Below are 17,691 nucleotides of genomic sequence, written 5' to 3' on the forward strand. Positions count from 1 at the left end.
GGATCATCGGCGCATGTCTGTGTTTCACGATGAGTTCGCAAACGGTGGGATTGATTGGGCAAGCTGCAGATTGGCCAATCGAAGTGACTTGCCTGCAGGGAATGCACTGTGCATCCCGCGACGTATTCCAAATCTGTTTAAAAAACGACCAGTTGTCGCTGGCACTGTGCCAAAGCTGACCAATACTTGAAGTGTTGACCCGCCACATCCCCCCAAGTGGCGTGCCGATAAAGGCGCTCAGGGACCGCGTGCCTTTGTTTACTCCTAATGGTCTTAACCCGGTTTCCTCCCCCAGAACCCGGGTTTTTTTTGCCCGCCAATCAGGCTGTCAGATCAGCGTACTCGCGCAAGCGGGAACAAGCGCTTGAAGTTGGCCGTGGTTTGCTCGGCCAATTGTGCATAACTGACGCCACGCAGCGACGCGACGTATTCGGCGACTTCGCGCACGTACTGAGGCAAGTTGGGCTTGCCTCGGTAAGGGATCGGCGCCAGGTACGGTGAATCTGTCTCGACCAGCAGACGATCGCTGGGGACCTGGCGGGCCACGTCGCGCAGGGCCTCGGCATTGCGGAAGGTGACAATGCCGGACAACGAGATGTAGTAGCCCAGGTCCAGCGCCGCCTTGGCCATCGGCCAGTCTTCAGTGAAGCAGTGCAACACCCCGGCCTGCTCCAGGCTGGCTTCGCGTAACAGCGCCAGGGTGTCAGCCCTGGCCGCACGGGTGTGCACGATCACTGGCTTGCCGGTCTGCCGCGAGGCCTCCAGGTGCAAGCGGAAAGACGCCTGCTGCAGGCTCGCCGCCTCCGGCTCGTAGTGATAGTCCAGGCCAGTCTCACCAATCGCCACGACGTGCGGATGCGCAAGCTCGTTGAGCAACCAGTCCAGCGCTGGGGTTTCTCCTGGCGCCAGATCCAGCGGGTGAATACCCACCGAGCAGTCGACATCTGCGTACTGTTCACTCAACGCCTTTACCGCGCCGGCATTGTCAGCGCTCACGCCGATGCACAGAAAGTGCCCTACCCCGCGCTCACGCGCCGCCTGCAGGGCAGCATCGAGCGAGCCATCATGGGCACTCAGGTCTAGACGGTCGAGGTGGCAGTGGGAATCTACGAGCATGGCAGCAGGACACATATTTAGAAGAAGGGAGTCAGCGTGAGCCTGGCAGCTGGACCCAGTGGGCCAACAAGGCTTCCAGCAGCAACACGCGGTTGAGGTTGGCCTTGCCCAGCACCTTCTGCCGCTGTTCAAGGATCCACGCCTGGGTTTCCAGCACCTTGCCCTGGCGGCTCTTCTGCGCCAGATACTGCAGCACCTTACGCATATCAGCCAGGCCCAGGCCTTGTTCATCCTGAGTCATCTGATAGCGCAGGATCAGGTGCGACCACTCGAAGAACCAGTCAAACAACAACAGCAGCGGCACGCTGTTCCACGACTCGGCCAGTTGCGTCGGTGACTGTTGCTGCTTGAGCAGTTTTTTCACGCCCTCGGTGACCTGCGCACGTTGCTCGAGGACACCTTGCGCGTGCAGCTTGGCTGCCATCAGTGGCGATCCTGCCGCCAGGGTCAGCAGCTCCTCGCGCTCTCCCGGCTCACTGTCTGGCAACGCATTGGCGAGCCAGGCCTGGCTTTGGGCAAGGTTTGGTTGCGGACATACAACTTGCTGACAACGGCTCTTGATGGTCGGCAACAGTCGGCTCGGCTGATGGCTGACCAGCAGCAGCACCGTATTGCCGGACGGCTCTTCCAGACTCTTGAGCAAGGCGTTGGAGGCATTGATGTTCATGGCCTCGACCGGTTCGATCAGGATCACCTTGCGCCCGCCCAACTGCGCGGTCTGAACAACAAACGACACCAGATCGCGAACCTGGTCGATCTTGATCGGCTTGTCGACGTCTTCCGGCTCAAGCACGTAGTTGTCCGGATGGCTGCCAGCACGCAGCAACAGGCATGACTTGCACTGCCCGCAGGCATCAGCGCCTTGCGGCTGCTGGCACAACAAACGCGCCATCAGGCGCTCGGCCAGGGCCCGCTTGCCAATCCCCTGCGGACCGTGCAGCAGGTAGGCATGGGCATGCTGGCTGCGCCCGGCCAATTGCTGCCAGAGCGCATCCTGCCAGGCGAAGGCCTCAGCCACGGGCGCGTTCCAGCATGGCCGGCAACAAGCTGTCGATGTCGCGCTGCACCGCCTCCAGCGATTGGCCGGCGTCGAGGATGCTGTAGCGCTGCGGGTCAGCTTGGGCCCGTGCCAGATAGGCATGGCGCACGGCCTCGAAGAAGGCCGTGCCTTCTTGTTCGAAGCGGTCCAAACGGCCCCTGGCAGCCGCGCGCGACAGGCCGATCTCGATCGGCAGGTCGAACACCAGCGTCAGGTCAGGACGCAGATCGCCCTGGACAAATGTTTCCAGCGTAGCAATGCGCTCGACCGGCAAGCCGCGGCCGCCACCTTGGTAGGCGTAGGTGGCATCGGTGAAGCGATCGCACAACACCACCGCACCGCGCGCCAGCGCCGGGCGGATGACCTTGGCCAGGTGCTGGGCACGCGCCGCAAACATCAACAGCAATTCAGTATCCGCTGCCATGCTTTCGTCGCTTGGTGCCAGTAGCAACTCACGAATCTGTTCAGCAACCGGCGTGCCGCCCGGCTCGCGGGTCAGCACTACGTCCAGGCCCTGCTCGCGCAAGCGCTGCGCCAGATATTCGCGGTTGGTGCTCTTGCCCGCGCCTTCGGGGCCTTCCAGGGTAATAAACAAGCCGCTCACGCGCAGTCCTTAGGGTTTGTCATCGGGTGTCGGCGCCGCTGCGGGGGCAGCGTCGGTCGCCGGTGCGGTTGGCGGGGTCGACGCAGGTGCGTCCGCCGGTGCATCCGCAGCAGGTGTCGGCTGGTCTCCCGCTGCCGGTTCTGGCTGCTCAATCGCACCCGGCTGCGCCTGTGGCGCGGGGCTGGAGCGGTAGTCGCTGCGGCGCTTGAGTTGATACTCGCGCACTGCCGAGTTGTGGTTGTCGAGGTCGTCGGAAAACACGTGGCTGCCGTCGCCCCGCGCAACGAAGTACAGACTGGTGCCGTTGGCCGGGTTCAGCGCGGCATGAATCGCCTCGCGGCCGACGATAGCGATCGGTGTCGGCGGCAGGCCACTGATGGTATAGGTATTGTAGGGCGTGGGCTCACGCAGGTCGGCACGGGTGATCTTGCCGTTATAGCGCTCGCCCATGCCATAGATCACGGTCGGGTCGGTCTGCAGCATCATGCCCAGCCGCAGACGCCGCACGAACACCCCAGCAATCTGCGCGCGCTCTTGCGGGATACCGGTTTCCTTCTCGACCAGCGAAGCCATGATCAGCGCCTGGTACGGGTCGCGGTAAGGCAGATCGGTTGCCCGCTCGGCCCATTCCTTGGCCAACACTTGCTCAAGACGCATGTACGCCTGCTGCAGGAACTCGACATCGCTCATGCCACGCACGAAGCGGTAGGTATCCGGAAAAAAGCGCCCCTCAGGGAACACGCCACTATGGCCGAGTTTGTCCATCACCTCGGCATCGGACAGGCCGTCCAAGGTCTGGGTGATTTTCTCGTGCTTGGCCACTGCCGCACGCACCTGGCGGAAGGTCCAGCCTTCGACCAGAGTCAGGTTGTACTGCACAACATCGCCACGGCGCCAGGCATCGAACAGCTGGTTGACGGTCATGCCAGGTGTCAGCCGGTATTCACCGGTATGCAGTGGCGTGCCGGCCATGTTGAAGCGCCAGTAAAGGCGCAGCCAGACGGCATCGTCGAGCAAGCCGTCAGTCTGCATGCGGTAGAACATGCGATTGGGTGTGGTGCCGTTGGGAACCTCGAGCATCCGCTCCTGCTCGACGTGCAGGGGCTGCTCAAGGGCCGAATGGACTTTCCAGGCCGACCAGCCCAACGCCAGACCGGCTAGGATCAGGCCTATTTCCAGCAGCAGGAGAAATTTGCGTCTCACGAATCAGGTATCCAGTAACGTCCGGGCAACGGCCTGCAGTTTACGGGTGAGCGGCCCCGCCGGCCAGTTCAGCTTGAGCGCAGAGCACTCCAGTACCGGCCAGATTCCATACACGCTGTTGCAGAGAAAGACTTCCTCGGCCTGTTCCAGGTCAGCCAGGGCCAGATCACTGACCTGCACGCTGATACCCAGTGCGGGCGCTTGCGCCAGCAAGGCGCCGCGCATTACCCCGGCTACACCGCAGCGACTCAGCTCAGGCGTTTGCAGCACCCCGCCACGAACCATGAACAGATTGCTGTAAACGCCCTCGATGACCCGCCCGTGGCTGTCACAGACCAGCCCTTCGGCGTGCTCGGCGTCCTGCCATTCGGCGCGGGCCAGCACTTGCTCAAGGCGATTGAGGTGTTTGAGGCCGGCCAGCAGGGGTTGTTCCGCAAGGCGCGTCTGGCAGGCGAACAAACGCACGCCTTGCTCGGCATTGAGTGCGGGATACTGTGGCAGCGGGCTACCCTGAAGGATGCGCCGAGCCGCGGCGCCAACGCCTGGAGCGTAGCCGCGCTGGCTGTCGCCACGGGTAACGATCAGCTTGGCGACGCCGTCGCCGAGCTGGCTGGCAAAGCGCAGCAGTTCGTCGCGCACCAACGGCAGGTCGATGCTGATAGCCAGACGCTGGCAGCCCAGTGCCAGACGCTGTAAGTGCAGCTCCAGCAGGCTGGGCTTGCCGGCACGCACGGCGATGGTTTCGAACAGACCATCGCCGTAGGCCAGCCCGCGGTTGTGCAGGTTGACTGCAGTCGCGGGTTGGCCGTCGATCCAGCTATGCATCAGTCGGCGAACCGGCGGAACACCAGCGAGCCGTTGGTACCACCAAAGCCGAACGAGTTGGACAGCACCACGTCGATCGGCATGCTGCGGGCGTGATGGGCAACGAAGTCGAGATCGCAGCCCTCGTCCGGCTCGTCCAGGTTGATGGTCGGCGGCGCCATCTGGCTGTTGATTGCCAGCACGCTGAAGATCGCTTCCACGGCACCGGCAGCACCGAGCAGGTGACCCGTCATCGACTTGGTCGAGCTGACTGCCACCTTGTACGCATGCTCACCGAACACACGCTTGATCGCGGCCACTTCGGCGATATCGCCGGCCGGGGTCGAGGTGCCATGGGCATTGATGTAGCTGACTTCTTCCGGGGCGATGCCGGCATCGCGCAGGGCGTTGGTCATGCAGCGCGCCGCACCCTCACCGGAATCCGGTGGCGAGGTCATGTGATAGGCATCACCGCTCATACCAAAGCCAACCAGCTCGGCATAGATGGTGGCGCCGCGCGCCTTGGCGTGCTCGAGCTCTTCGAGCACCAGTGCACCGGCACCGTCGGAGAGCACGAAACCATCACGGCCCTTGTCCCACGGCCGACTGGCCCGGGTTGGCTCGTCATTGCGCGTCGACAGCGCACGCGAAGCACCGAAACCGCCCATGCCCAGGCCACACGCGGCCATTTCAGCGCCGCCGGCGATCATCACATCGGCTTCACCGTAGGCAATGTTGCGCGCGGCCATGCCGATGCAATGGGTGCCGGTGGTACAGGCAGTGGCGATGGCATAGTTCGGACCCTGCAGACCCAAATGGATCGACAGGAAGCCGGAGATCATGTTGATGATCGAACCAGGCACAAAGAACGGCGAGATGCGACGCGGGCCTTGCTCGTGCAAGGTCCGGCTGGTCTCTTCGATATTGGTCAGGCCGCCGATGCCGGAGCCCATGGCCACGCCGATCCGCTCACGGTTGCTGTCGTTGATTTCCAGCCCGGCGTTACGGAACGCCTGGAAACCTGCGGCCAGGCCGTATTGAATGAACAGGTCGAGCTTGCGGGCCTCTTTGACCGACAGGTACTGCTCGACTTCAAAGCCCTTCACCGAGCCGCCAAAACGGGTGGAGTAGGCCGTCAGATCGGAGTGTTCGATCGGACCGATGCCACTGCGGCCAGCCAGAATGCCCTGCCAGGTGCTCGGTACATCGGTACCCAGCGGCGACAGCATGCCCATACCAGTGACCACGACGCGTCTACGCGACACAGTACTCTCCTCATTGTCCAGTAACAGAGTCTCTTGCCGTTGCATTCTGCAGCAAAAGGCAATGGCAAAAGGCTCTTGGTGCCTGCTTCACACATCTCGCAAAGAAAAAACCGCACGCCAGTTACGGCAGTGCGGTTTTCCCCGACAAGAAGCGTCGACTACAGACGTCTTAAGCCTGGTGGCTGGTGACGTAGTCGATAGCAGCTTGAACGGTAGTGATTTTTTCGGCTTCTTCGTCAGGGATTTCGGTCTCGAATTCCTCTTCCAGAGCCATCACCAGCTCAACGGTGTCAAGCGAATCGGCACCCAGGTCTTCTACGAAAGAAGCACTGTTAGTTACTTCTTCTTCCTTGACGCCCAGTTGCTCGGCGACGATTTTCTTGACGCGCTCTTCGATGGTGCTCATACCTAATTTTCACTCCTAATAGACATATGTCAGGCAGCTGGCCGGTGACCGAGTTTATAGCAAGACGCCTGCTTTTCAAGCGTAACGCGCCCCGCCATCAACTGGCTATGTGGTCACTCGACCCTCTGCCCGGAATCTGGTTGCAGCTTTATAACGGATTTTAAGCTCGGAGTATGACTCTTTTTTGAAGCAATCCGTCACATTGAGTTGCGATATTACATGTACATCCCGCCGTTCACAGGCACTGTAGCACCTGTGACATAGGCTGCGCCGTCGGACGCCAGGAAAGCAACTACCTTGGCGATTTCGTCGGCTTGACCCAGACGGCCCAGCGGAATCTGGGTCTGCAACGCTTCACGTTGAGCCTCTGGCAGCTCACGGGTCATATCGGTGTCGATAAAACCTGGAGTTACCGAGTTGACAGTGATGTTGCGCGACCCGACTTCACGTGCCAGAGCGCGGCTGAAACCTTCCAGACCGGCTTTGGCGGCGGCATAGTTTACCTGACCGGCGTTGCCCATGGCACCCACAACCGAGCCGATGCTGATAATGCGGCCCCAACGCGCCTTGGTCATGCCGCGCAGCACGCCCTTGGACAGGCGGTAGAGGCTGTTGAGATTGGTGTCGATCACGTCGAACCACTCGTCGTCTTTCATCCGCAGCATCAGGTTATCGCGGGTGATACCGGCGTTGTTGATCAGGATCGCGGTAGTGCCGAACTGTTCCTGGATCGCGGCCAGAACGCTGTTGACCGACGCTTCATCAGTCACGTTCAGCTCCATGCCGGTGCCGGTGATGCCATGCTCCTTGAGCGTGGCAGCAATGCGCTCGGCGCCCGAGGCCGAGGTCGCGGTACCGATGACGGTAGCGCCCTGACGGCCCAGCTCGAGGGCGATGGCCTGGCCGATACCACGGCTGGCGCCGGTGACCAGTGCAACTTTACCTTGCAGGCTCATGCAAGCTTCTCCAGTTTCAGGCCAGCGCCGCACGGGTGGCGGCGATGGCATCAGGGGTATTGAGGTTGTAGGTGGTCACGCCTTCAGCGCAACGCTTGTTCAGACCGGCCAGGACCTTGCCCGGGCCGCACTCGACCAGATTGACCGCGCCATTGGCCGCCAGGGTCTGCACGCATTCAACCCAGCGCACGGGCTGGTACAACTGGGCCAGCAGGTCTTGCTTGAGCACGCCCAGGTCAGCTGGGATGGCTGCAGAAACGTTCTGCACCACTGGGATCTGCGGCGCCTGCCATTCGATGGCGTTGACCGACTCGGCAAAGCGCTCGGCAGCAGGCTGCATCAGGGCGCAGTGCGACGGCACGCTGACCGCCAGCGGCAAGGCGCGTTTGGCGCCCTTAGCTTTGCACAGCTCCATGGCGCGATCTACCGCTGCCTTGTTGCCAGCAATGACCACCTGCCCTGGCGAGTTGAAGTTGACCGCGCTGACCACCTGGTCTTCTGCTGCTTCAGCGCAGATGGCGACCACAACCTCGTCGTCCAGACCGAGAATCGCGGCCATGCCGCCATGGCCTGCCGGGACTGCTTCCTGCATCAGCTGGCCACGGCGCTCGACCAGGCGCACCGCGTCTTTCAGGCTGAGGCTACCGGCCGCTACCAACGCGCTGTACTCGCCAAGGCTATGCCCGGCGACGAACGCAGGCTTTGCGCCACCCTGCGCCAGCCACAGGCGCCACAACGCAATGGAGGCGGTGAGGATGGCCGGCTGAGTCTTGTCGGTTTGATTGAGTTGCTCTTCCGGACCTTGCTGAACCAGTGCCCACAGGTCGTAACCCAGAGCGTCGGAAGCTTCCTTGAAGGTTTCGACGATCACCGGCTCTACTGCGCCGATTTCGGCGAGCATGCCCAGCGATTGGGAACCTTGACCCGGAAAGACAAATGCGAGGGATGCAGACATTGAACAAGCCCTTATGATCTTGTCGTCGGAGAGGATGCGCCCAGCCCACGGCTGTACGCAGAATCTGAAAACTTGGATGAATACGAAAACCCAGCGGTCACATTTAACCACCTCATGGCGATTATGCCTAAGGCAGCAGGTCTTCGAGACGGCTGCGCAGGCGCCCGGGCAGGTTTTCCTCGATCTCGATCAGCGCACGCTGGATAGCGCTCTGCAGGCCTTCGACCCCTGCCGAACCGTGACTCTTGATGACGATGCCCTGCAGACCGAGAAAACTCGCGCCGTTGTGCCGTGCAGGCGCCAGGTCAGCCTGCAGGCGTTTGAGCAGCGGCATGGCCAGCACACCGACCGCGCGCGCCAGCACCCCCCTCTTGAACAGCGCCTCAATTCTGGCACTGATCATGGTTGCCAGACCCTCGCTGGACTTGAGCAGGATATTGCCGACAAAGCCGTCACACACCACTACATCGGCTTCACCGCGATACAGGCCATCACCCTCGACAAAGCCGACATAGTTGATACCGCGGGCATTCTGCAGCAGCGTTGCCGCCAGCTTGACCTGCTGATTGCCCTTGATGTCTTCGGTGCCGATGTTGAGCAGCGCAACGCGTGGGCGCGGAATGCCCAAGGCCTGCGCCGCCACCGAGCCCATCAACGCGAACTGGTAGAGATGCTCGGCACTGCAGTCAACGTTGGCGCCCAGATCGAGCAACTGGCAAAAGCCTGACTGAGTCGGGATCGCCGCGACCATGGCCGGCCGATCAATGCCTGGCACGGTCTTGAGGACAAAGCGCGACAGCGCCATCAGTGCACCGGTATTGCCGGCACTGACGCAGGCCTGGGCCTTGCCGTCCCGCACCAGTTCAAGGGCGATGCGCATCGACGAATCAGGCTTGCTGCGCAACGCTTGCGAGGGCCGCTCGTCCATCTCCACCACTTCACTGGCCCCGACAATTTGCAGGCGCGCGCGATCGGCAGCTGCTAGGCCGCTGACGAGTGATTCAAGAAGGGAGGGTTGACCGACGAGGGTCAGGTGCAGCGAGGGCGTAGCCGAGAGGCAAGCGATACTTGCCTGAACAATGTTGCGGGGACCGAAGTCCCCGCCCATTGCGTCGATCGCGATGATCTGAGCGGACAAGATTTACTCGTCAGCGCCCTTGTCGATCACTTTGCGGCCACGGTAAACGCCTTCTGGCGAAACGTGGTGACGCAGGTGAATTTCACCGGTGGTTTTTTCTACCGACAGCGCGTTTTCCGACAGGGCATCGTGCGAACGACGCATGTCACGGGCAGAGCGGGATTTTTTGTTCTGCTGAACAGCCATAATTGATTAACTCCTAAACGTTTGGGTCACGCTTTAACTGCGCCAGGACACTGAACGGGTTGGACCGCGTTACCTCGTCCTCGCTCGATTCGGGCTCATCGAGGCCCGCCGGCTGCTGGCATTCTTCCGGATGATGAGCAGGCACGATGGGCAAGGCGAGCAAAAGCTCTTCCTCGATCAGCGCCTGCAGATCCAAAGGATCTTCGCCCAGTTCCAGCACGTCATAGCCTTTCGGCAACGACTGGGTATTCGCACCCTCCTTCACCACCGCGTACGAACACTCGCTGTGGATCGGTAGGGTGACCAGCTCAAGACAACGCTGGCAAACCATTTTGACTTCGACGTCGAGCTCACTGTGGATAACCACGGCATGCTGTTCATCTCGTTCAAAATCGAACTTCGCCTGCACCGTACCGACATTGTCGGAAAGCGGGTCGCAGAGTCTTTCCAAATCAGCGAGTTGCAACGAACCTTGAAGGGTTACGCCACGATCGGCTAATTTGCGCGGGTCAACGTGAGGTGGAATCGGGTCATTCAACATAGGCGCAGCATTCTAGGGATGGCCCCCGCCCCTGTCAAAGGAAATTCGGCGGCAAGTGGATGATAGAATCGGTTGATCTGCCAAGGAGTCTACCATGCTGCCCCTGTTACTGGCTTCCAGCTCTGCCTACCGCCGCGAATTGCTCGCCCGCCTGCGCCTGCCCTTTACCTCGGCAAGCCCCGACCTAGACGAACAGCGCCTGCCTGACGAACCCGCCATCGCGCTGGTCAAGCGCCTGGCGCAGCAAAAGGCCGAGGCATTGGCCGCAGCCCACCCCGGCCATCTGATCATCGGCTCTGACCAGGTCGCGGTGCTGGGCGAACAGATCCTCGGCAAGCCACATACGTTCGAGCGCGCCCGCGAGCAACTGCTTGCCGCCAGCGGCCAACAGGTCACCTTTCTGACCGGCCTGGCGCTACTCAACAGCAGCAGCGGCCACTGCCAGGTCGACTGCGTGCCGTTCACGGTGGCCATGCGCGAGCTGAGCCAGGCCAGTATCGAGCGCTATCTGCGCGCAGAGCAGCCTTACGACTGCGCCGGCAGTTTCAAAGCCGAGGGATTGGGGGTAAGCCTGTTCCAGAGCACCCATGGCAGCGACGCGACCAGCCTGATCGGGCTGCCGCTTATTCGCCTGGTGGATATGCTGCTGGAAGAAGGCGTACAGCTGCCCTGAAGGGAAACTGCTGGCCTGCACGCGCAGGCCAGCAGCGCTTAGCGCAGGGTCGGTCCCTGGAAGCCCATCCACATTGCCAGGTGCTCAGCTACGCTGGCGCCGATGCGTTTGGAGAAACGGTCGAACGGCGACTCCTGCACAGTGAAATCGACCAGATCCTTCTCGCCAACGATATCTCTGGCGACATAGCTGGCACTGCCCAGACCATCTACCAGGCCTAGCGCCTTGGCCTGCTCACCGGACCAGATCAGGCCACTGAACAGCTCGGGGTGCTCTTTGTCCTTGAGCCGATCACCACGCCCCTGTTTGACCATGGCAATGAACTGCTGGTGAGTGGTGTTGAGCACGCCCTGCCAGAACTCGGTTTCTTCAGGTTTTTGCGGCGAGAACGGATCGAGGAATGCCTTGTGCTCACCGGCCGTATAGGTGCGCCGCTCGATGCCCAGCTTGTCCATGGCACCGACAAAGCCATAGCCCGCAGCGGTAACGCCGATCGAGCCGACCAGGCTGGCCTTGTCGGCATAGATCTCATCGGCAGCACTGGCGATGTAATAAGCACCCGAGGCACCGAGGTCGGTGATCACTGCGTAGAGCTTGATCTGCGGGTACTCGGCGCGCAGGCGGCGAATCTCGTCATAGACGTAACCGGACTGCACCGGGCTGCCGCCTGGGCTGTTGATACGCATCACCACTGCCTTGGTATTGGCATCCTTGAATGCCTCGCGCAGGCTCTTGATCAGGTTGTCGGCACTGGCCGCCTCCTGATCAGCAATAACCCCACGCACCTCGACCAGTGCGGTATGGCTGCCACTGCGCGAAGCAGCGCCGTCCATACTCATCAGCGGCGAGAACAGGAACAGGATGCCGAACAGGTAAAGGAACGTCAGCAGCTTGAAGAAAATCCCCCAGCGTCGCGCTCGACGCTGCTCCTGCACACCAGCAAGGAGGGTTTTCTCCAGCAGCTTCCAGCTCTTGCGATCCTCACTCTCGACCACTTCGGTCTCGGGCGCTTTCCACTCGTCAGCCATGCTCACCTACCTTGGAATTGATAATTGCGCCGAACCTGCCAACCACTCGCGCAACTGGGAAAAGTGTTCGATGCACACCTGCGGCCCGAACTCTGCCAGCGCCTGCAGCGACATAGCCCCGTAACCGACAGCCACCGAGTGCATGCCGGCGTTGTTGGCCATTTGCAGGTCGAACGCAGAATCTCCGACCATCAGCGCCTGGCCGGGTTCGGCGCGGCAGTGGGCAAGAATTTCTTCAAGCATCAATGGGTGCGGCTTGCCGCGGGTTTCGTCAGCCGCCCGAGTGATGTCGAAAAAGTCTTCCCAGCCATTGGCCTTGAGCACCCGATCGAGCCCGCGACGGGCCTTGCCAGTAGCTACTGCCAGGCGATAGCCCTGGGCGCGAAACGCATCCAGCGACTCGACCACACCGTCAAACAACGGTGACGGCTCCTGATCGAGCGCCATGTACACATCAGCATAGTGCTGACGGAAGCGTTCGGCCTGCAGCGGCTCAAGGTGCGGATACAGGGTCCAGATCGCCTCGCCCAGGGCCAGGCCGATAATGCCCTTGATTGCATCCTCGGCACTGGGCGCCTCACCGGCGCGTTCAGCGGCCTCATTCATCGCCAGAACGATGCGCCCGACAGAGTCAGCCAGGGTGCCATCCCAGTCAAAAATCAGTAGCTCGTAGGGTTTGCTCATGTGAAGTCAGGCCGCGCCAGGCGCTCTACAGTCTTGGCCCACATTTCGTCGACCGGCGCTTCTACCTTGAGCTCGCCGCCATCGGGCAGCGGCACGGTCAGGGCATAGGCATGCAGGAACAGGCGCTTGCCGCCGAGATCACGAATCTCGCGGGAGAATTCTTCATCGCCGTATTTGTTGTCGCCGGCAATCATGTGCCCGGCATGCAGGGCGTGCACGCGGATCTGATGGGTGCGACCGGTGATCGGACGCGCTTCGATCATGGTGGCGAAGTCGCCGAAACGGCGCAGCACCTTGAACAGGGTCAGCGCTTCCTTGCCCTCTTCGTTGACCTCGACCATACGCTCGCCAGAACGCAGGTTGCTCTTCTGCAATGGCGCATTGACCTGTTTCTTCGCGGTTGGCCAGTTGCCACGCACCAGCGCCATGTAGCGCTTGTCGACGCCATCACCGCGCAGGGCAGCGTGCAGATGGCGCAACATGCTGCGCTTCTTGGCGATCATCAGCAGGCCGGAAGTGTCACGGTCGAGCCGGTGCACCAGCTCCAGCTCCTTGGCATCCGGACGCAACTGGCGAAACGCTTCGATCACGCCAAAGCTCAGGCCGCTGCCGCCATGCACGGCAATGCCGGCCGGTTTGTTGAGCACGATGAGCGCCTTGTCTTCATAGACAATGGCCGCCTCCAGCCGCTGCAACAGCGATTGCGCCACCGGCACCGGCTCGTCACGCTCGGGCAGACGCACCGGTGGCACGCGCACGATGTCGCCGGCCTGGATCTTGTATTCAGGCTTGACCCGACCCTTGTTGACCCGCACTTCACCCTTGCGCAGGATGCGGTAGACCAGGGTGCGAGGCACGCCCTTGAGCGCCGTGATCAGGAAATTGTCGATTCGTTGGCCGGCAAGCTCCGGCGCGACTTCGATCAGCTGGACGCCGGAAGTCGGAGGGGTATTGGTAGTCATGGCGCCGATAATAACAATTTTTTAGGGAATTGAAGCACTTAATCATTGCTGCTATAGTCGCGAACGCCGCCAAAAGCGGTGGGCCAGCGGTACACGGCGCTTTGCCAGCCCCTGACCAACGCAATTCTCGAGGACGCGAGGCCGTCCTACGGGGCTTTCGCCAGTTTATCGAAATACCTGGAAGCGCCACTCGCGCCGGGTAGAGAAGACCGAAAAAAATCATAAGTGCGGTAGTTCACCTGCTTAACTGGTTTTTTTCGCCGTGTCTCTGCACCGCCATCGTCACTTCCTCCTGCACCCGGCGAATGCTTCGGAAATACCTGCCTTGGACATGAATGGCGCCAGCTTCCCTTATGAAGATGGCGAAAAATGCAACCCGTTGCGGATTCAGCGCGCGGCAGCACCCGAATTATCAGGGATACGTGCAGGGTGGAGATGCACAGCCCTCGGACCGTGTAGCACCGCGTCCGGCCACCGCCCCACTGTAATGGGCGGCGAGCGGATAAGGTCCTTACAGATGCCACGTAGGCGTCCACGGCTGACGGTTGATTCCTCCTCCTGACTGAGTGCACCAGGCCTGCCAGGTTGATCCCGATACCACAGGCCCACAGCACCGCAGCAACAGGACGCGTCGTCGCGACAACGGCAGGCTGGGCAACCGGCTGGTGCCGAACGTCGCCGACACGGGGGTGGTTCGCCACCCTTTGCGCACCTTGACACCGACCATGAGAAGTCGTGTGTGCCGAACGCCGTTTCCGGCAGCCCGGAAACCGACGGTACAACATGAAAAGAATGCTGATTAACGCAACTCAACCCGAAGAGTTGCGTGTAGCCCTGGTGGATGGCCAACGCCTCTACGACCTGGATATCGAATCCGGCGCCCGTGAGCAGAAAAAGGCCAACATCTACAAAGGCAAGATCACCCGGATCGAGCCCAGCCTCGAAGCCGCCTTCGTCGACTTCGGCTCCGACCGTCACGGCTTCCTGCCGCTGAAAGAAATCTCCCGCGAGTACTTCAAGAAGGCCCCAGAAGGCCGCGTCAACATCAAGGAAGTACTCACCGAAGGCCAGGAAGTCATCGTCCAGGTCGAGAAGGAAGAGCGCGGCAACAAAGGCGCCGCCCTGACCACCTTCATCAGCCTGGCTGGCCGTTACCTGGTGCTGATGCCAAACAACCCACGCGCTGGCGGCATCTCCCGCCGTATTGAAGGCGAAGAGCGCAACGAGCTGCGTGAAGCCCTCAACGGGCTGACCGTACCGGGCGACATGGGCCTGATCGTGCGCACTGCCGGCCTTGGCCGCAGCAGCGAAGAAATGCAGTGGGACCTCGACTACCTGCTGCAGCTGTGGACCGCCATCAAGGAAGCCTCGCTGGACCGCACCGCGCCGTTCCTGATCTACCAGGAAAGCAACGTCATCATCCGTGCCATCCGCGACTACCTGCGCCAAGACATCGGCGAAGTCCTGATCGACAGCATCGAGGCCCAGGAAGAAGCTCTGACCTTCATCCGTCAGGTGATGCCGCAGTACGCCAGCAAGGTCAAGCTGTACGAAGACAGCGTGCCACTGTTCAACCGCTTCCAGATCGAAAGCCAGATCGAGACCGCCTTCCAGCGCGTCGTCGAGCTGCCGTCTGGCGGTTCGATCGTGATCGACCCAACCGAGGCGCTGGTGTCGATCGACATCAACTCGGCGCGTGCCACCAAAGGCAGCGACATCGAAGAAACCGCCCTGCAGACCAACCTGGAAGCGGCTGAAGAAATCGCCCGCCAACTGCGTCTGCGTGATATCGGCGGCCTGATCGTCATCGACTTCATCGACATGACCCCGGCGAAAAACCAGCGCGCGGTCGAAGAGCGTGTGCGGGAATGCCTCGAGGCCGACCGTGCTCGCGTCCAGGTTGGCCGCATCTCGCGCTTCGGCCTGCTGGAAATGTCGCGCCAACGCCTGCGTCCATCGCTGGGTGAAAGCAGCGGCATCGTCTGCCCACGCTGCTCGGGCACCGGCATCATCCGTGACGTCGAGTCGCTGTCGCTGGCGATCCTGCGCCTGATCGAAGAAGAAGCCCTGAAAGACCGTACTGCCGAAGTGCGCGCTCAGGTGCCAATCCCGGTTGCCGCGTTCCTGCTCAACGAGAAACGCAACTCGATCACCAAGATCGAGATGCGCACCCGTGCTCGCATCATCATTCTGCCGAATGACCACCTGGAAACCCCGCACTTCGAAGTCCAGCGCCTGCGCGACGACAACCCGGAAGTGCTGATCAACCAGTCCAGCTACGAAATCGCCACCACCGAAACCGAGGAAGCGCCGCAGCAGGCCGCTACCCGCACCCTGGTTCGCCAGGAAGCTGCGGTCAAGACTGCTCCACCGCGTACCAACGCTCCGGTACCGGCTGCTGTAGAAGAGGCTGCTCCGGTTGCCGCTGCGCCAGCACCAAGCATGCCTGAGCCAAGCCTGTTCAAAGGCCTGGTCAAATCGCTGGTGAGCCTGTTTGCCGCCAAGGAAGAACCGGTCGCTGCACCGGCTGCCACCGAGAAGCCTGTTACCGAGCGCCCACAGCGCAACGAAGAGCGCCGCAACGGTCGTCAGCAGAGTCGCAACCGTAACGGTCGTCGCGACGAAGAGCGCAAGCCGCGCGAAGAGCGTGCACCGCGTGAAGAACGCGCTCCACGTGAAGAGCGTGCACCGCGTGAAGAGCGTGCACCGCGTGAAGAGCGTGCGCCACGTGAGGAGCGTGCTCCACGTGAAGATCGCCCACGTCGCGGCAACCGTGACGAGCGCCCTGTGCGTGAGCTGCGTGAGCCACTTGACGCTACCCCTGCATCGACTGAAGAACGCGCCCCTCGCGAAGAACGCGCTCCACGTGAAGAGCGCGCCCCTCGCGAAGAACGTGCTCCACGTGAAGAACGCGCCCCTCGCGAAGAGCGTGCTCCACGTGAAGAACGCGCCCCTCGCGAAGAACGTGCTCCACGTGAAGAACGCGCCCCTCGCGAAGAACGTGCTCCACGTGAAGAACGCGCCCCTCGCGAAGAACGTGCTCCACGTGAAGAACGTGTGCCGCAGGAAGAGCGTCAACTGCGCCCAGCCGCCCAGGCTGACGAGCAGGCCGCAGAGATCGCCGATGAGCAACTGCCGAACGACGAACTGCAGCAGGAAGAACAAGAAGGCACTGATGGCGAACGCCCACGTCGTCGCTCGCGCGGCCAGCGTCGTCGCAGCAACCGTCGTGAACGTCAGCGCAATGCCAATGGCGACCTGATCGATGGCGACGAAGAAAGCAGCGAAGGCAACGAAAACGGTCAAGAGCAGCAACCACGTCAGGCGACTGATCTGGGTGCCGACCTCGCCGCTGGCCTGGCCGTAACTGCCGCTGTTGCCACTAGCAACATCAGCGCCGCTGCCGAAGCACAAGCCAATCAGCAGGCTGAAATCGCTTCTACCCAAACGCCTGAAGCGGCTACCGGTGAAGTTATCGCCCTGCCAGCCGAGCCTGCACAGCAAGCTGATGACGTTGCGATCGCCCCTGTGGTCGAGCAGCCTGTCAGCGAGCCGGTTGCAGTGGTCGAGCCGAGCATCGAGCCGGTTGTCGAGGTTGCGCCGCAGCCCGTAGTCGAAGCACCTGCCGTTGAAGCAACCCCGGTTGCTGCAGCAGAAGTGGAAACTGCAACGCCAGTTGTTGAGGCGCCACTGGTCGAGGCACCAGCCGCCGAAGCCCCTGTGGTTGAAGCTCCGGTGGTTGAAACCGCCGTGGTCGAGTCGGGTGAAGCCGAGAAGCCAGTGCACGTTGCCGAGGCCCCAGCGGCCGCGCCAGTCGAAGCACCGGTGGTCGAGCAGGCCGCACTGGTTGAAGCCAAGCCCGAAGCTGTCGAGGCAGCGCCTGTAGCGGCTGAACCGGCGCCTGTAATGCTGGCCAACGGTCGCGCACCGAACGACCCACGTGAAGTGCGTCGCCGCAAGCGTGAAGCCGAGGCCGCTGCTGCCGCAGCTCAGGCCCAGGCATCGACCGATGAGCACAAGCCTCATCACGGTTGATAGCCACGGCTGAATGAAAAAGCCCCGCCAGTGCGAACTGGCGGGGCTTTTTTTTGCGTTGCATTCAGCGCTGCACTGGCATATCCATGTGCCACC

At 61.7% G+C, this 17,691-nt stretch carries 17 protein-coding genes; 2 read left to right on the plus strand and 15 right to left on the minus strand.

The window, feature by feature from the left end; genetic code table 11:
• Positions 1-333 precede the first annotated feature (333 nt).
• The 12 genes from CXQ80_RS16730 to CXQ80_RS16785 all read right to left on the minus strand — a co-directional run bounded on the left by CXQ80_RS16730 (position 334) and on the right by CXQ80_RS16785 (position 10,213).
• Positions 334-1,116: a TatD family hydrolase gene (locus CXQ80_RS16730; protein WP_101321470.1), complete on the minus strand. Its 783-nt coding sequence runs from the start codon at positions 1,114-1,116 to the stop codon at positions 334-336.
• 31 nt (positions 1,117-1,147) lie between these two features.
• Positions 1,148-2,134: a DNA polymerase III subunit delta' gene (locus tag CXQ80_RS16735; RefSeq protein WP_101321472.1), complete on the minus strand. Its 987-nt coding sequence runs from the start codon at positions 2,132-2,134 to the stop codon at positions 1,148-1,150.
• The gene (gene tmk / locus CXQ80_RS16740; RefSeq protein ID WP_101321474.1) at positions 2,127-2,759 is read right to left on the minus strand and encodes a dTMP kinase; all 633 of its coding nucleotides are present in this window, start codon (positions 2,757-2,759) and stop codon (positions 2,127-2,129) included. The genes CXQ80_RS16735 and tmk overlap by 8 nt, the downstream gene beginning before the upstream one ends.
• 9 nt (positions 2,760-2,768) lie before the next feature.
• On the minus strand, positions 2,769-3,962 hold the full coding sequence (mltG, locus tag CXQ80_RS16745) for an endolytic transglycosylase MltG (RefSeq protein WP_101321476.1): 1,194 nt from the start codon (positions 3,960-3,962) through the stop codon (positions 2,769-2,771).
• 3 nt (positions 3,963-3,965) lie between these two features.
• Complete coding sequence (gene pabC / locus CXQ80_RS16750; RefSeq protein ID WP_101321478.1) at positions 3,966-4,787, minus strand: aminodeoxychorismate lyase; 822 nt, start codon at positions 4,785-4,787, stop codon at positions 3,966-3,968.
• Positions 4,787-6,031 (minus strand): beta-ketoacyl-ACP synthase II, encoded by a 1,245-nt coding sequence (gene fabF / locus CXQ80_RS16755; RefSeq protein ID WP_101321480.1) that lies wholly within the window; start codon positions 6,029-6,031, stop codon positions 4,787-4,789. The genes pabC and fabF overlap by 1 nt, the downstream gene beginning before the upstream one ends.
• 169 nt (positions 6,032-6,200) lie before the next feature.
• Positions 6,201-6,437, minus strand: a complete 237-nt coding sequence (gene acpP, locus CXQ80_RS16760) for an acyl carrier protein (protein ID WP_004371293.1) — start codon at positions 6,435-6,437, stop codon at positions 6,201-6,203.
• A 215-nt stretch (positions 6,438-6,652) separates the two neighbouring features.
• Positions 6,653-7,393, minus strand: a complete 741-nt coding sequence (gene fabG, locus CXQ80_RS16765; RefSeq protein ID WP_101321482.1) for a 3-oxoacyl-ACP reductase FabG — start codon at positions 7,391-7,393, stop codon at positions 6,653-6,655.
• A 16-nt stretch (positions 7,394-7,409) separates the two neighbouring features.
• Positions 7,410-8,348, minus strand: a complete 939-nt coding sequence (gene fabD / locus CXQ80_RS16770; protein WP_101321485.1) for an ACP S-malonyltransferase — start codon at positions 8,346-8,348, stop codon at positions 7,410-7,412.
• A 127-nt stretch (positions 8,349-8,475) separates the two neighbouring features.
• Entirely contained in the window at positions 8,476-9,486 is a 1,011-nt protein-coding gene (gene plsX / locus CXQ80_RS16775) for a phosphate acyltransferase PlsX (RefSeq protein ID WP_101321487.1), read from the minus strand.
• A gap of 3 nt (positions 9,487-9,489) precedes the next feature.
• A complete protein-coding gene (gene rpmF, locus CXQ80_RS16780) occupies positions 9,490-9,672 on the minus strand; it encodes a 50S ribosomal protein L32 (protein WP_016485486.1) in 183 nt (60 codons plus the stop codon).
• A gap of 13 nt (positions 9,673-9,685) precedes the next feature.
• On the minus strand, positions 9,686-10,213 hold the full coding sequence (locus CXQ80_RS16785; protein WP_101321489.1) for a YceD family protein: 528 nt from the start codon (positions 10,211-10,213) through the stop codon (positions 9,686-9,688).
• 94 nt (positions 10,214-10,307) lie between these two features.
• Between CXQ80_RS16785 and CXQ80_RS16790 the strand changes: the two genes are divergently transcribed.
• On the plus strand, positions 10,308-10,886 hold the full coding sequence (locus CXQ80_RS16790; protein WP_101321491.1) for a nucleoside triphosphate pyrophosphatase: 579 nt from the start codon (positions 10,308-10,310) through the stop codon (positions 10,884-10,886).
• A gap of 38 nt (positions 10,887-10,924) precedes the next feature.
• Here CXQ80_RS16790 and sppA read toward each other — a convergent pair whose 3' ends face one another.
• From sppA to rluC, 3 genes are read right to left on the minus strand one after another with little or no spacing between them, the layout of a single operon-like run.
• Positions 10,925-11,914 carry a signal peptide peptidase SppA gene (gene sppA, locus CXQ80_RS16795; protein WP_101321493.1) on the minus strand — a complete coding sequence of 330 codons (990 nt, stop codon included), beginning with the start codon at positions 11,912-11,914 and terminating at the stop codon, positions 10,925-10,927.
• Positions 11,915-11,920: 6 nt separating this feature from the next.
• On the minus strand, positions 11,921-12,598 hold the full coding sequence (locus CXQ80_RS16800) for an HAD family hydrolase (protein ID WP_101321496.1): 678 nt from the start codon (positions 12,596-12,598) through the stop codon (positions 11,921-11,923).
• A complete protein-coding gene (rluC, locus tag CXQ80_RS16805; protein ID WP_101321498.1) occupies positions 12,595-13,560 on the minus strand; it encodes a 23S rRNA pseudouridine(955/2504/2580) synthase RluC in 966 nt (321 codons plus the stop codon). Before rluC ends, CXQ80_RS16800 begins: the two co-directional genes overlap by 4 nt.
• A 783-nt stretch (positions 13,561-14,343) precedes the next feature.
• On the opposite strand from rluC, the gene rne reads away from it, so the two are divergent.
• Entirely contained in the window at positions 14,344-17,595 is a 3,252-nt protein-coding gene (gene rne, locus CXQ80_RS16815) for a ribonuclease E (RefSeq protein ID WP_101321500.1), read from the plus strand.
• Positions 17,596-17,691 lie beyond the last annotated feature (96 nt).

The organism is Pseudomonas sp. 02C 26, from assembly GCF_002843585.1.
Classification (GTDB): domain Bacteria; phylum Pseudomonadota; class Gammaproteobacteria; order Pseudomonadales; family Pseudomonadaceae; genus Aquipseudomonas; species Aquipseudomonas shirazensis.